The organism is Bradyrhizobium sp. CCBAU 21365 (assembly GCF_015291305.1).
GTDB classification, from domain to species: Bacteria; Pseudomonadota; Alphaproteobacteria; order Rhizobiales; family Xanthobacteraceae; genus Bradyrhizobium; species Bradyrhizobium elkanii.
On record NZ_CP030036.1, the window covers coordinates 1,017,556 to 1,030,882 of the forward strand.

Annotated in this window: 8 protein-coding genes and 9 pseudogenes; 8 read left to right on the top strand and 9 right to left on the bottom strand. The window is 60.3% G+C overall.

Translation table 11 applies throughout. The features are described from left to right. Positions 1 to 93: 93 nt before the first annotated feature. Positions 94 to 345, top strand: a pseudogene (locus XI02_RS04720) (IS5/IS1182 family transposase); the annotation flags it as partial. Here the strand turns inward: XI02_RS04720 and XI02_RS04725 are convergent. The 4 genes and pseudogenes from XI02_RS04725 to XI02_RS04740 form a co-directional block, all read right to left on the bottom strand. Next, positions 333 to 930, bottom strand: a pseudogene (locus XI02_RS04725) (transposase); the annotation flags it as partial. The pseudogenes XI02_RS04720 and XI02_RS04725 overlap by 13 nt on opposite strands. A 330-nt stretch (positions 931 to 1,260) precedes the next feature. Beyond that, positions 1,261 to 2,070, bottom strand: coding sequence for an IS21-like element ISBj11 family helper ATPase IstB (istB, locus tag XI02_RS04730; protein ID WP_018270204.1), 810 nt, complete (start codon positions 2,068 to 2,070; stop codon positions 1,261 to 1,263). Then, complete coding sequence (istA, locus tag XI02_RS04735) at positions 2,067 to 3,617, bottom strand: IS21-like element ISBj11 family transposase (RefSeq protein ID WP_011084518.1); 1,551 nt, start codon at positions 3,615 to 3,617, stop codon at positions 2,067 to 2,069. The genes istB and istA overlap by 4 nt, the downstream gene beginning before the upstream one ends. Before the next feature lie 77 nt (positions 3,618 to 3,694). Beyond that, a complete protein-coding gene (locus XI02_RS04740) occupies positions 3,695 to 4,009 on the bottom strand; it encodes a hypothetical protein (protein ID WP_246783611.1) in 315 nt (104 codons plus the stop codon). Positions 4,010 to 4,344: 335 nt separating this feature from the next. Here XI02_RS04740 and XI02_RS04745 point away from each other — a divergent pair, with 335 nt between their 5' ends. Then, positions 4,345 to 4,668, top strand: a complete 324-nt coding sequence (locus XI02_RS04745) for a hypothetical protein (protein WP_014498641.1) — start codon at positions 4,345 to 4,347, stop codon at positions 4,666 to 4,668. Here the strand turns inward: XI02_RS04745 and XI02_RS04750 are convergent. The 3 pseudogenes from XI02_RS04750 to XI02_RS04760 all read right to left on the bottom strand — a co-directional run. Next, positions 4,577 to 5,211, bottom strand: a pseudogene (locus XI02_RS04750) (transposase); the annotation flags it as partial. The gene XI02_RS04745 and the pseudogene XI02_RS04750 overlap by 92 nt on opposite strands. A gap of 147 nt (positions 5,212 to 5,358) precedes the next feature. Further along, positions 5,359 to 6,487, bottom strand: a pseudogene (locus tag XI02_RS04755) (IS3-like element ISRj2 family transposase). Between the two features lie 84 nt (positions 6,488 to 6,571). Further along, positions 6,572 to 7,317: pseudogene (locus XI02_RS04760) on the bottom strand (helix-turn-helix domain-containing protein); the annotation flags it as partial. A 108-nt stretch (positions 7,318 to 7,425) separates the two neighbouring features. Between XI02_RS04760 and XI02_RS04765 the strand changes: the two are divergent. From XI02_RS04765 to ltrA, 5 genes and pseudogenes are all read left to right on the top strand, one after another. Then, positions 7,426 to 7,638, top strand: a complete 213-nt coding sequence (locus XI02_RS04765) for an aldehyde dehydrogenase family protein (protein WP_014498644.1) — start codon at positions 7,426 to 7,428, stop codon at positions 7,636 to 7,638. Positions 7,639 to 7,884: 246 nt separating this feature from the next. Next, positions 7,885 to 9,018, top strand: coding sequence for an FAD-dependent oxidoreductase (locus XI02_RS04770; protein WP_011090930.1), 1,134 nt, complete (start codon positions 7,885 to 7,887; stop codon positions 9,016 to 9,018). 227 nt (positions 9,019 to 9,245) lie between these two features. Next, positions 9,246 to 9,984: pseudogene (locus tag XI02_RS04775) on the top strand (IS6 family transposase). Positions 9,985 to 9,999: 15 nt separating this feature from the next. After that, a complete protein-coding gene (locus XI02_RS46230) occupies positions 10,000 to 10,155 on the top strand; it encodes an NAD(P)-binding domain-containing protein (RefSeq protein ID WP_018269530.1) in 156 nt (51 codons plus the stop codon). Positions 10,156 to 10,491: 336 nt separating this feature from the next. Further along, a pseudogene (ltrA, locus tag XI02_RS04785) lies at positions 10,492 to 11,970 on the top strand (group II intron reverse transcriptase/maturase). A 98-nt stretch (positions 11,971 to 12,068) separates the two neighbouring features. On the opposite strand, the pseudogene XI02_RS04790 reads toward ltrA, so the two are convergent. Together XI02_RS04790 and XI02_RS04795 are read right to left on the bottom strand one after the other, a co-directional pair. Beyond that, positions 12,069 to 12,317, bottom strand: a pseudogene (locus tag XI02_RS04790) (IS701 family transposase); the annotation flags it as partial. Next, a pseudogene (locus XI02_RS04795) lies at positions 12,315 to 12,524 on the bottom strand (transposase); the annotation flags it as partial. The pseudogenes XI02_RS04795 and XI02_RS04790, both read right to left, overlap by 3 nt. 172 nt (positions 12,525 to 12,696) lie before the next feature. Between XI02_RS04795 and XI02_RS04800 the strand changes: the two are divergent. Next, on the top strand, positions 12,697 to 13,101 hold the full coding sequence (locus tag XI02_RS04800; RefSeq protein ID WP_011090921.1) for a hypothetical protein: 405 nt from the start codon (positions 12,697 to 12,699) through the stop codon (positions 13,099 to 13,101). Positions 13,102 to 13,327 lie beyond the last annotated feature (226 nt).

A 13,327-nucleotide genomic window follows, 5' to 3' on the forward strand; every position in this document is an offset into this window, starting at 1 on the left:
CGGGGGGAGGGTCGGTTTCTTGCGTTTTGGGATACCGGATTTTGGTGGATCGTGATTCCTTTGACGGCAAGATTCGCTGTTGGAGAACGGGCCGTGAGTCAGCCGCGCGACGATCGCCAGGACGACCTATTTCGGGCTTCTCTGGATGCGATCATCAACCTTCGTCATCCGCTGGTGCGGCTTGCGGCGGAGATTGATTGGGATTTTCTGGCGAAGCGCTTCAGCTCGGTGTGTCGCACCGGGCCGGGCCAGCCGCCGCTGCCAACGAGGCTCGTGGCCGGGCTGTTCATCCTCAAACATATGCACAATCTGTCTGACGAAGCGCTGTGCGGGCGGTGCTTGGAATGGATGCCGTCGGCCCAGATGTAGATGTAGCGCTTCGCCGACAGATCGCGCTTCTGCCACGCGGCGTGCTCGTCAATCCGACGTCCTGCAGCCGGCCGATCGCGGATGCCGACAACCCGCCAGCATCGTTGCCGAGCAGCGCCGGCAGCGCCTCGGAGAAGTCGCCGGTCGAGATCCCTTTCAGGTAAAGGATCGGCAGCAGTGTCTCGATCGACTTGGAGTGGCGCATGTTGGCCGCAGCATCGACGGAGAGAACCGGCGCCCAGGTAGCGGCCGCCTCGCGAGCGCGTACACGCGGCCGGCGGACGGCGACCGGACCGATGCCGGCCATCACCTCGCGCTCCGGCAGGTGACCGTGGCGCGCGATGCGCTGGTGGCCGTCCGCGGTCTTCAAATCGGCATGCTGGCCGAGAAAGTCTGCGACTTTGGCCTCGACCGCCTTGGCGAGAAGGCACGTGCCCCGTTGCGCAAGACTTCTGTGAGTTGATCGTCAACGATTCCTGGCTGAATCGGCTGGATGACGTTATCGTTGGACACGGCATATCGCTCCTTCGGTGGAGAAGTGGAGGCGTCAAGCCCCCCCACGGGGTGCCGCCTTTGCGATTCCGCCGTCACCAACTTTCAGCGATAGCTCTCTTGCGCTTCCCGCGCACCGGCCGGTTCAATTCCAGAGGTGGCGCTACCTCACACCGATCTCATCCACCGCGTCCGCCAGCGTCCTCAGAAACGATTGGTGCCAATCATTTTCATCAGACAGCAGCCAAGCCGGTAGGCTGGCTACGTTATAGCGCGACGATCTGGGTCGGAAGAGCGCGGCGATCAGGATGGCGAGTCAGTGTCGCGGCGCGATGATGATCGCCGCGATGATTGTCGCGCGCAAGAGTTTTGTTTGCTTTGATTGTCGCGGAGCGTCAATCAAGCGAGCGTTTTTTGTGTCGCGTGCTCCGGTGGCCGCCCTGGACCACGCTTTCGCTCGAGGGCAGTCCGCCTGCGATAGCTCTCGACGTTCATCTCGACGATGGTGGCGTGGTGAACAAGGCGATCGATCGCCGCGAGGGTCATAGCTGGGTCCGGAAAGACCTTGTTCCATTCTCCAAAGGGCTGATTGGCGGTGATCAGCAAAGAGCGTCGCTCGTAGCGTGCGCTGATGAGCTCGAACAGCACACTGGTCTCGGCCTGGTCCTTGGTGACATAGGCAAGATCGTCCAAGATGACGAGATCGAAGCGATCGAGGCGGTTGATGGCGCCCTCGAGGTTGAGCTCGCGGCGAGCCACCTGGAGCTTCTGCACGAGATCGGTGGTGCGGGTGAACAGGACGCGCCATCCGTTCTCGATGAGGGCCAAGCCGATTGCTGCCGCCAAGTGGCTCTTGCCTCCACCGGGCGGACCAAACAGCAGCAGATTGGCGCCCTTGCCGAGCCAGCCGTCGCCGGCGGCGAGTGCGGTCATTTGCGCCTTGGAGATCATCGGCACGGCCTCGAAGTCGAAGCTGTCAAAGGTCTTTCCGGTAGGCAGCCGCGCCTCGACGAGATGGCGCTCGATGCGGCGGCGGCCGCGCTCAGCGATCTCGTGCTCGGCAATGGTGGCGAGGAAGCGCGCCGCCGGCCAGCCTTCTTTATCGGATTGCTCGGCAAATTGCGGCCACAGCGCCTTGATGGCGGGCAGCCGCAGCTCGTTGAGCAACAGATTGAGGCGCGCGGTGTCGACTACGTTGGTTGTGCTCATGCGGCGCCTCCGATCTCGGCGGTACCGATGAGGCATTCATAGGTGGCGAGCGGTGCGAGGCGTACCACGACGTTCGGCACCTGGGCGGGATCCGGGGCGAAGTGAGTACGTAGCCGGTTGAGGTCGGGCAGCCGGCCGTCGTTCAGGTCAGCCGTGAGCTGATTGGCGAGTTCGGCCTCGCAACCGCGCTCATGGGCGAGTGCGAGGAGATCGACCATGATCCGGCAGGCCTTCTTGTCCGGTAAGCGTTTGCGCAAGACGTCGAAGGCTCGGCGGTAAGCTTCCCGGGGGAACAGCTGGTCGCGGTAGACCAGGTTGAGGAGCGCCATCGGCTTGCGCCGCAAGGAATGGATCACGTGCCGATAATCGACGACCTGATCGTGCTTGCCATTGGGATGCGGCCGCCCGCGCGGCAAGGTGAGGAGATGCGTGCCGCCGACAAACACGTCGAGGTGATCGTCATACAGGCGCACCCGCAGCCGATGGCCGATCAAGCGCGACGGCACCGTGTAGAACACCTTGCGCAAGGTGAAGCCGCCGGACGACGTCACGTGGACGATCACCTCTTCATAGTCCGACGTGCGGCGGTCCGGCAGATCCTGAAGTGCGCTACGTTCACTGTCGATCCGCTTGGCGTTGCGGGCATTGCGGCGGCTGGCGATCTCATCGATGAAGCCACGATAGGCAGCTAGATCGTCGAAGTCGGCGGTGCCACGCAGCAACAGCGCGTCGCCGATCGCTCGCTTGAGATGACCATGCGAACTCTCGATCGCCCCGTTCTCGTGGGCGATGCCACGATTGTTGCGGGAAGGCCGCATGCCGTAATGGGCACAGAGGTCTTCGTATCGCCGCGTCAGATCGTCTTTGGCGTCGCGGTCGAGATTGCAAAAGGCGGCCGACAGGCTGTCGGTGCGATGCTCCCGTGGCGCCCCACCGAGTGACCACAAGGCATTCTGCAGGCCTTCGGCCAGAGCGACGAAGCTCTCACCGCCGAGCACGACATGGGCGTGCTCAAACCCGGAATAGGCCAGCCGGAAGTGATAGAGACGATGGTCGAGCGGTACGCCCGCGATCGTGACACCCAATTCGCCCATGTCGGTGAAGTCGGACAGGCCGCGCTGACCGGGTTCGTGGGTCTGGCGGAAGATGACCTCCTGCTCCTCGCCGTGGATCGCCCGCCAGGCCCGGATCCGGCGCTCCAGCGTGCGACGGATGCCGGCGCCGAGCTCGGGATGGCGTCGGAGCAACTCCTCGAAGATCGTGACCGGCCGCACACCGGGGGCGGCCTTCAGCATCGGCGCGATCTCTGTCTCAAATACGCGGGCCAAGGGATCTGGCCGGCGACGGCCGCGGGGAGCCTTCTTCTGCGACGGAAGGCGTCGATCCTTCTCGATCCGGTAAGCGGTCGAGGTGCTGAACGAAGCCTTGGCGGCGGCCACGGGTGGGCTATCGGTCTGACGGTACTTCATGTAGAGCCTCATTTGGTGATCGGTAATGTGTCGGCCTGGCACGCGAGTGATTCCTCTTGGCGGAAGAACCACTTGCATAACCAGCCGGCCGCGATCACCAGTCGGCGCGGTCCGCTGTGGATCGCGCCGACGCCGGGCTCGTAACTCCGGTCGGGCTACGCCCTCCCTGCGTCACGAGCCCGGCGTAGCCCTCTCATCATGGTCGACGCTCCACTTCCATCCTGTTCGCCGCGCGGCACTACGTAGCGGCTCAGGGCGATTACGCCCGCAAGCGTAGTAGGCTTGGAGTGGATGAGCACGTCTGCATACTCCTCGAGAGCCAACCCTCTTTCCTCGCTGATCGCGTCGGCGGCATCAAACTCGGGACCTGCGACAAGTTTCGAGGATACCGATGCCGCGGCGGCGTGCTGCGCGGAAAGCTCGCGGTGACGCTCAATCACATCAAAAATCGTATCTAATTCAGTCGCCATGGCGCATTTGCCCCAGGCCACATCAGATCGGCACCAACCAATCTTGGTAGGTGCTTCCAGTCGTTCTCAGCGATACTGTCTGGTAGCGCCCTTGGAATTGAGCCTCTCGGGGAGGTGGTCGGTCTCGCTAATCCAAGGGCGAAGGCTGGCCACCGAAGTTTGCAGCGCGTGGTGGGGACAGCGCTTCCGGAGCCGTGAGCGCCGAGTCACCGCCGCCAACTTCACTGGCAGCGTGGGCGCGGCAGGAACAGCGGCGGGTTTTCACTCTCCACGGCGTCGAGTCATGTCCGCGTGCCTCCAAGTCCGCGTGTGCGCCGCAGAGTGGAGCAACCATGATGCCCACATTTATTGCCTCGTACGATCTAAAAGAGGCTAGGCCAGACCCGCACGAACACTTTCTTACAAATGCGATCGAGTACGGCTGGTTTCCCTGGATTCTGGACCATGACGACACTCTATTTACTCTTCCGAACACCACCTTGGAGGGTTCGTTTGTCGACCAAACGCAAGCGGTCGCAGCACTCAACGCAGCAAGGATAGAGACGGAAAAAGAGCTTGGGATCACGGTCATGATGGAAAAATGGATCGTTTCCCTCGGATGCGTTTTCGTTCTGCGAGGATCGCCTCGGCCCTGCCGAAGTAGGCATCGGCTGCTGTGAGGTTGTCGATGCTCTCATGATAACGGACGTGATTGTAGTGTTCGACGAAGGCCCGTACCTGACGTTCGAGATCACCGGGCAGGTAGTAGTTGTCGAGCAGGATGCGGTTCTTCAGCGTCTGATGCCAGCGCTCGATCTTTCCGCTCGATCTTTCCCTGGGTCATGGTACGGAGCGCCGCGCACATGCTGCATGCCCTTCTGGTCGAGCCACTTGGCCAGATCGTCCGCCACGTAACTCGAACCATTGTCGCTGAGAAGCCTTGGCCGGTGCGCGACGGCGATGTGGTCAAGGCCGGATACAGCGAGTGCCTGGTCGAGGGTGGCTGTGACGTCGGAAGCGCACATGGTGGGACCAAGCCTCCAGGCCACGATGTAGCGCGAGAAGTCGTCAAGCACGGTCGAGAGATAGTACCACCCCCATCCGGTGATCTTGAGGTAGGTGAAGTCGGTCTGCCAGAGCTGACTGACGGCCGTCGTCTTGTCCTTGAACTCGTTCGCGGCCTTGATCACCACATAGGCCGGGCTGGTGATGAGGTCATGCGCCAGAGCTGGCCCCGGTTGTTTGGACAGCGCCCCGCTGGATTTAAGTGGATTCCTGCCGGGTTATGCTGAACGCGAGGCTTTACGGTTTTGTCGTTGCGTCGGGAGGGCGTAGCCCGACCAGAGCGACGACAAAACCGTCGGCGACGGTCATGCGGCCATCACCATAGCTTGCGTGCCGAAGTAAGCCTCGTCGGGCGTGCGCCCGTCAAGGCTCGAGTGAGGGCGTCCCTGATTGTAGAAGGCCAGATACTTGGCAATTGACGCTAGCGCCTCGGACACGCTGTCGTAGGCGCGGAGATAAACTTCTTCGTATTTGACCGTGCGCCAGAGCCGCTCGACAAACACGTTGTCGCGCCAGGCGCCCTTGCCGTCCATGCTGATGGCGATCTTCGCGTCCAGCAGCACATCGGTGAACTCGAGGCTGGTGAACTGGCTGCCCTGATCCGTGTTGAAAATCTCGGGCCTGCCGTGCTTCGCCAGCGCCTCCTGGACCGCTTCGACGCAGAAGGCCGCCTCCATTGTGATCGAGACGCGATGGGCCAGGACCCGTCGGCTGAACACATCGACGACCGCCGCGAGATAGACGAAGCCACCCGCATCGGAATGTAGGTGATGTCCATTGCCCACGCATGGTCGGGCCGCTCGATCTTCAATCCGCGCAACAGGTACGGGTAGATCTTGTGACCCGGAGCCGGCTTGCTCGTGTTCGGGCGACGATAGACCGCCTCGATCCGCATGCGCTTCATCAGCGTCGCGATGTGGCGGCGACCGGCGTATACGCCCTCCCGCCGCAGCAACGATCGCAGCATACGCGCTCCCGCGAAGGGATAATCGAGATGCAGCTCATCGAGCCGACGCATCAAGGCAAGGTCCTCGGCCGAAACTGGCCGAGGTTCATAGTAGACCGTGCTGCGAGCCAGCTTCAGGACCTTCGCCTGGCGCACGATAGAAAGATCATGACCGCGGTCGATCATCGCTTTGCGCTCAGCAGGCCCGCCTTGGTGAGCGCGCCGGACAAAAAATCGTTTTCCAACGCCAGCTCGCCGATCTTGGCATGTAACGCCTTCAAATCGACCGGCGTCTCGGCCGATGTCTTGTCATGCCCAAACACGCCGGCGGCGCCTTCCAGGAGCTGGTTTTTCCAGATCGTGATCTGGTTCGGATGAACATCAAACAGTTGCGCCAGCTCCGCCAGTGTCTTGTCGCCTTTGACCGCAGCCAAAGCAACCTTCGCCTTGAATGCCGGAGAATGCGTCCGGCGGCTCTTCTTCGTCATCTTCGCTCCTGATTCGCAGCAAGAATCCTCGCCGCTGTCAGGCAGAAAATCCACTCAAGCTACTGTCCGAATTTGCGGGGCCAGCTCTGCCTTCAGCAGCCGGTAGACCGAGGCCTCGGATACAAAGTACTTTCGTTCGTCGGTGAACCGCACGGCCAGCTCGCGTGGCGACAGCTCAGGCAACTCCAACGCCAGGTCGATGATCTGACCCCGCACATCGTCGGGGATGCGATTCCAGACCCGGTCTGGTCGAGACCGGTGATCGGCCAGCGCTTCAACGCCTCCCTCGCGGTAGCGATCATACCAGCGATAGAATGTGGCGCGCGGGATACCGAGCTTGTCCAGCGTGCGCTTGGCGGGAAGATGCGATTGCTCGACCTGCTGGATGATCTCGGCCTTCTCAGAGGCGGGATACCTCATGCCTCGTCCTCCCCCTCTCTCACCCGACAGGTGAATGCGGAGCATTCACCTATAGAGCCCGTTCATGCTATTTTTGAGCAGACGGTTCTCCAGGGTCAGATCGGCTACGGCCTCCTTCAGGGCAACAGTCTCCCGGCGGAGATCCTTCACCTCGCCGGAGGTCGCAGCTCGTGCCGTGTCGCCCGCCAGGCGGCGCTTGCCGGCCTCGAGGAACTCCTTGGACCAGCCGTAATACATCGAGGCGGCAATGCCCTCGCGGCGACAGAGCTCGGAGATATTTTCCTCGCCGCGCAATCCTTCCAGCACAATGCGGATCTTCTCCTCCGACGAATAATGCCGGCGGGTTTGTCGCAGAATGTCTTTTAGAACTTGTTCTGCGGCACTTTGCCCGGTACGGATTTCTGCTTCATCTTCGCTCCTGGTGGCTACGATGAACCAGAAATCCTCCCTCCGCAAAATCCTTCAATTTGTCTCACAGGTCCTGACGGCGAACACCCTTCGACGATGAGGCGCGCGCCGTGAAGTTGGCCAACGACACCGAATTTGGGCCGATTTCCTACGTCTACACCGAGGACCTGAAGCGTGGTTTGCGCCTTTCCGGGCAAATGCAGAGCGGCATGGTCGCGCTGAACAGAGGACTTGCGTCCGATCGGGCGGCGCCCTTCGGTGGCAGCAAGGCAAGCGGCCTCGGTCGTGAAGGCTCGAACCGAAGGCATCAAGGAATACCTTGAAACCAAAGTACATTGCGGTCTCGCTCTAGCGCGCGATGGGTAGTCGTGTGCCGATCTTTGGACGAGCGGATCGAGCCCGACGACGTCATTGAAATGGATGTAAGCGGGATCGGTGTTGCGCTTGGTGGTGCTCGGCGAGAGCAGGATTGGTAGGTTACAGAATACAATGCTTTTCATAGAACGCGGCGGCCCCCGGGGGGTGATCGCCAAGAAATAAAAAAGATACCAACAAGTGGAGGAGGAGAAATGGGCGCGGTGAAGAAGGTTTTCATCGTAGGTGGCGGGATTGGCGGCTTGACGGTCGCCCATGCGCTTCAGCGGATAGGCGTATCTACCAGAGTCATTGAGATGGGAGATAAGCGTGACCGGATCGGCACCGGTATCACGCTGCTGGGGAATGCCTTGCGGGCACTTGCCGAATTGGGATTGGTGGATGCCTGCCTCGAAGGCGGCCTTGGTTGGGATACCGTGTCGGTACGCGATGGCGCGGGAACGATTCTGAGCGAACAGTCCTCACCAAGAATTTGGGACGCTGATCGTCCAGCCGCACTGGGACTCATGCGGCCACGTCTGGGACAGATTCTGGAAGACTTTGCGACGAAGAGCGGCGCGAAAATCGATTTCAACACAACGATCACCCGTATTGATCAGGACGATCGAGGGGTGACGGTTCAGCTATCGAACGGCGAGACAGATCGCGCCGATCTGCTGATCGCTGCGGATGGAGTCTATTCCAAGATCCGCCAGAGCATCTTCGGCGACGAGTTCAAGCCGCACTACGCCGGCCAAGGGGTATGGCGTTATACGGTTTCTCGCACCGAGGCGATGAATGGCTTCGTCCTGTACCGCCTTCCGACGGGCCGCGTAGTTGGCGCGCTGCCGCTATCGAAGGAATTGTGCTATCTATTCTTCCTGGAAAGCACGGACGAAAAGCTTCGTATTCCGCAAGATCGGGTGTGCGACTATCTCCGTAACCTGCTCGCCCCCTTTACGGCGCCCGAACTGGTCGCGGCTGCCAAGGTGATCGGCGAAGACAAGCACATAAGCTACCGCCCATTTGATGTCTTGATGATGCCAGCCCCCTGGCACCGTGGCCGTGTCGTGCTGCTCGGCGATGCTGCCCATTCGTTGATGCCGCAAATGACATCCGGCGGCGGAATGGCGATCGAGGATGCGCTGGTTCTGGCCCAGGAACTGAATCGCAACGACGATCTGGAGACTGCGCTCAAGACCTATTGCCGACGCCGCGAAGAAAGAGTCGGGCGCGTATACGACATTGCATACGCCATTTGCCGGGAAGAGCGCAAACCGGAGCATGGCCGCGACTATTCGATGGGCCTTCTTCGTGAAGGCTACGCGTTTCTGGCTGCGCCCGTCTGATTAGAAGCAGGCGAAGTCACATGGGAATTTGACGGACGTCGCTACCGCGGTGGATCGGCCACATCCGTGGACTGAAGGTAAACTCTGTAGCATTTTGGCCGACAACAAGCATGTCACGACAGGGGAAATGCATGACAAGACAAGCAGGTTCGTTGCAGGGATGGATTTTGACCTCCGCCCATGGATGACGGTGTTCGGAGTGGTCCTGCTATCGCCAGTCCTGCCACTTGCGCATTCGGGTTTTGTGCGAAATCCTTCATCATGAACGGTGGTTGTATTTCCGGTTTCCCTTAAGCTTGCGCTTGGTCAAGGAAATGCTGGCGGCGCGTGGCATTGGCATGACCTATGAAACCGTGCGCCAGGGGGGACGGAAATTCGGCAAGCTGTTCTCCGATCGGATCCGTCGAGCGCGCTCCCACCCGCGGTGACAAATGGCATCTGGACGAGGTCGTTATCTCGATCGCGGGCGAACAACATTGGCTCTGGCGCGCTGTCGACCAGAATGGCTTCGTTCTCGACGTCTTGATCCAGCGCCGAAGAGAGACTCGCGCGCTGCCCAGCGGCTCATGAAGAAGCTCTTGAAATCCGCCGGCACGCCGCCGCGCGTGATGATCACGGATAAGCTGCGTTCGTACGGCGCTGCGAGGGCGAAGATGGGCTTTCACGTCGAACATCGCCAGCACAAAGCTCTCAACAATCGGGCCGAGAATTCTCATCAGCCGACGCGGCGACGCGAGCGGATCATGAAGCGTTTAAAATCGTCCCCATCAGGCTCAACGGTTTCTGTCAGTTCACGATCAGGTCGCGAACCTTTTCCACATCCCCTATCCCGGAGCCGTCACGGCCGACTTCCGTCGAGCTTCGCGCGAACGAGCCTTTGCGACTTGGCGCGAGATCTCCAGGACAAGCGCTATCGCCGACTCTCGACCTCTGAGACTCGCCTCCTTCAGCTCGGCGATCGATTAGTTGACGATGCCTGCGATGGACCTCGGCTTCATCGGGCTTGGCCACATGGGTGCGCCAATGGCGCGGAACCTGCTAAAGGCTAGCCATCATCTCATCGTCTACAATCGCACGCGCAGCGATATTGAAGCCCTATCACTACTTTGGGTGCGCCGGGAGACCGGCAAGGAATAGATGGTGGAAGTCCATTGCGATGAAGGTGTAGCGAACCACATCGGCCCCGAGCCGTGCGCAGGCGTCCGCGAGGGTGTCGGCGAAGCGTCGGTAGGGGAGCATGCAGGCCAGCCATTGAGCCGCGAAACAGTGTTATCTCGGGAGCCGACGCTGTCCAAAGAGCGGAAGGCAATATGGGCGAGTGCGCAAACGCGAGCACCCGTCCAACCCGGCGTGGTCGTAGACCCTGGCATGTATGGAAGCTCCTTGTACGGGAACCGGGATATCTCCGGGTCGGCCATCTTCCTTCTCGGAGGAGATGGTCCGCAGCGGGAAGGCGAGGAGCTGTAGCCGCTGATGCACGACACGGAGAAGTCTGACTCTGGCATAGTAGCTGAGAAGCCAACGAACAAAGCCGGATTACTGGCGGCGGAGTGGGCGGAGCCAAGGCCGGGGACCAAGGGAAACGCGGAACAGCAGCGCATGCACCGGACACAGGGCCGGGCTCGCATGACCCAGTCGCTGGACCGCGTACGGACAGCCGCAAGGCTGAGGAAGAAGGACCGGTTCACCGCGCTCTTTCACCACATCAATGTCGATACACTGCGGGCGGCGTTCTTTGCGCTCAGGCGTAAGGCTGCTCCCGGAGTGGATGGCATGACGTGGGAGGACTACGAGGAAGATCTCGAGCCCCGGCTCGCCGATCTGCACAAACGGGTCCAACGAGGAGCGTATCGCCCGCAACCGTCTCGCCGGACGTACATACCAAAGGCAGACGGCAAGCAGCGCCCGTTAGCGATCGCGGCTCTCGAAGACAAAATCGTCCAGGGCGCCAACCGTCATCGTGCTCAACGCCATCTACGAAGGAGACTTCTGTGGCTTTTCCTACGGGTTTCGGCCCGGCAGAGGACCACATGATGCGTTGGACGCGCTCTGCACAGCGATCGAGACGCGGAACGTGAACTGGATCATTGACGCCGACATCCAAAACTTCTTTGGCGCAGTCAGTCAACCTTGGCTGGTTCGCTTCTTGGAACATAGGATCGGCGACAAGCGCATCATCCGCCTCATTCAGAAATGGCTGAAGGCGGGGGTGTTCTCGAAGACAGCGTCGTAGCCGCTGATGACAGGGGAACGGGTCAAGGTTCGGTGATTTCACCGCTTCTCGGCAACATCTACCTGCACTACGCTCTCGACCTGTGGGCCAAACGCCGGCGACAGCGCGAGGTCTCCGGCGGCATGATCATCGTGCGTTACGCGGACGATGTAGTAGTCGGCTTTGAGCGCGAGGATGACGCACGTCGTTTCCTTGACGCGATGCGCGCGAGACTGGAGGAGTTCGAGCTGACGCTCCATCCGGCCAAGACCCGCCTGATTGAGTTTGGTCGCCATGCGGCGGCTCAACGCAAGCAGCGCGGACTCGGAAAGCCGGAAACCTTTGCGTTCATGGGGTTCACGTTTATCTGCGGCAAATCACGCCAAGGGCGCTTCCAGCTTCAACGGAAGACCCGTAGCGACCGCTTGCGAACCAAACTCCGCGAAATCAAGGAGGAGCTAAGGCGCCGAATGCACTGGCCGATCCCTGCACAAGGGAAATGGCTGAGGCAGGTCTTGACCGGCCACTTTGCGTACTTTGCTGTCCCGACGAATGGCCGAGCGCTCAATGCGTTTCGGTTCTATCTGACCGATCTCTGGAGGCGGACGCTTCGGCGGCGCAGTCAGCGGACCTGTCTGACCTGGGATCGCATAACGCAGATCACCGATGACTGGCTCCCCAAGGCTCGCATCCTTCATCCATGGCCGAAGCTGCGCTTCGCCGTCAAACACCCGAGGTAGGAGCCCGGTGCCTTAATTGGGCTCGCCGGGATCTGCGCGGGGGGCGCCCAGTGATGGGTGTCCCTACCGCGAACAGAATGCGTTTGCGCCACTGCTTTTCAAGGATTTGCTTTCGGCAATATGGGCATTGCTGAGGCGGCGGCCGAAGGATGAGATCGACGATGGCATGGCGTGCGGCGGGCATGGTTGGTTGAGGCGGAGGCCCGTTGATTCTTTTTTTTCCGCCCCGCGTATGCGAGGCGACGATGTTGCAGGAAGGCGTAGGCAATCATTGTCATAAGGGCGTGGCGATGAAGACCTTGCCATGATCGCCCTTCGAAGTGATCAAGTCCAAGCTCCTCCTTCATATCGACAAGGCTGTGCACGACCCGCGTCGGATCGCGCCGATCCGGGAACACCCGGGCCAGATTGTCGGCCAAGCCGAGACGCCGCTCGGCCATCGCCAGAAGCATCACGCCCCCGTTCGAGGTTAGGCGCCCACCATCGAAGGCAGCTGTGACTTTCTTGGCGTGAATGGCTGGAAACGAGAAGGGCGGAATCGTATCGTCGGTCATGGCGGGCGTGGCGTTCGCGGTTGGAGGTGATGGGGTTGGCTTCACAACCGAATCCTACGCCGTATGAGCGCTTTACACCACGCTCGCCAGCCTCTCGGGCGCCTCTTACGAATAAGACAGGTTAGTCGGTCCGACCCGTCATGTTTTTGGGGTTTCGGACAAGGTTCTGACGATGACGCTTTCATCCGTTTTGATGGCGGATCGCGAGGCCCGTCCTGATTGGTATGCAGTTGGCATTGCCATGATCGTCGTGGATCGGCTGGTTCACAACTTTCTGGTCCGAACCGGGATTTTGGAGCAACTTGGCATGGTTCATCCGTACGGTCCCCGTTGCTATGCAGACGGCGGCTGCGCCGAGGTCTTGCGGCGCGTCTCGGCACAGATCGACGCGCGCCAGTTTGATCGTAATTTTCCGGCGGATTTTCCGCGCTTTGTTCAGCACGCTCTTTGGCGTTACTGCGCTGCTGACGGTTTGAACGTCTGCAACGGCAACAATATTGATGATCGCAAGTCATGCGATCTTTCGTCGTGTATTGTTTACAGTAATTGTGCCAAAAAAGCGCGGAAATTACAGTAATTATCTTCTATTTAAGCGCAATTTTTCTGCAGCTAAATTATTGCAATCATTGCGCTTTTGGATGATATGCTTTATTATACTTACGACGAGATTGTTTGAACGCTCTTCTCGTCTTCAGCAAAGGAGTCGTCCAATGACAAGACCGCCATTGCCGGGAGCATCCCGCAGGACCAGCGACAACGCCGTTTCAGAAAGGGGCCCAAATCGGGCCCCTTCGGCTTTTCAG

Excerpts from the sequence above, each read along its gene's own strand:
- istB (WP_018270204.1), bottom strand. The coding sequence starts at position 2,070 with ATGAGCACAACCAACGTAGTCGACACCGCGCGCCTCAATCTGTTGCTC.
- istA (WP_011084518.1), bottom strand. The coding sequence starts at position 3,617 with ATGCAAGTGGTTCTTCCGCCAAGAGGAATCACTCGCGTGCCAGGCCGA.
- XI02_RS04740 (WP_246783611.1), bottom strand. The coding sequence starts at position 4,009 with ATGGCGACTGAATTAGATACGATTTTTGATGTGATTGAGCGTCACCGC.
- XI02_RS04745 (WP_014498641.1), top strand. The coding sequence starts at position 4,345 with ATGCCCACATTTATTGCCTCGTACGATCTAAAAGAGGCTAGGCCAGAC.
- XI02_RS04770 (WP_011090930.1), top strand. The coding sequence starts at position 7,885 with ATGGGCGCGGTGAAGAAGGTTTTCATCGTAGGTGGCGGGATTGGCGGC.
- XI02_RS46230 (WP_018269530.1), top strand. The coding sequence starts at position 10,000 with ATGGACCTCGGCTTCATCGGGCTTGGCCACATGGGTGCGCCAATGGCG.
- XI02_RS04800 (WP_011090921.1), top strand. The coding sequence starts at position 12,697 with ATGACGCTTTCATCCGTTTTGATGGCGGATCGCGAGGCCCGTCCTGAT.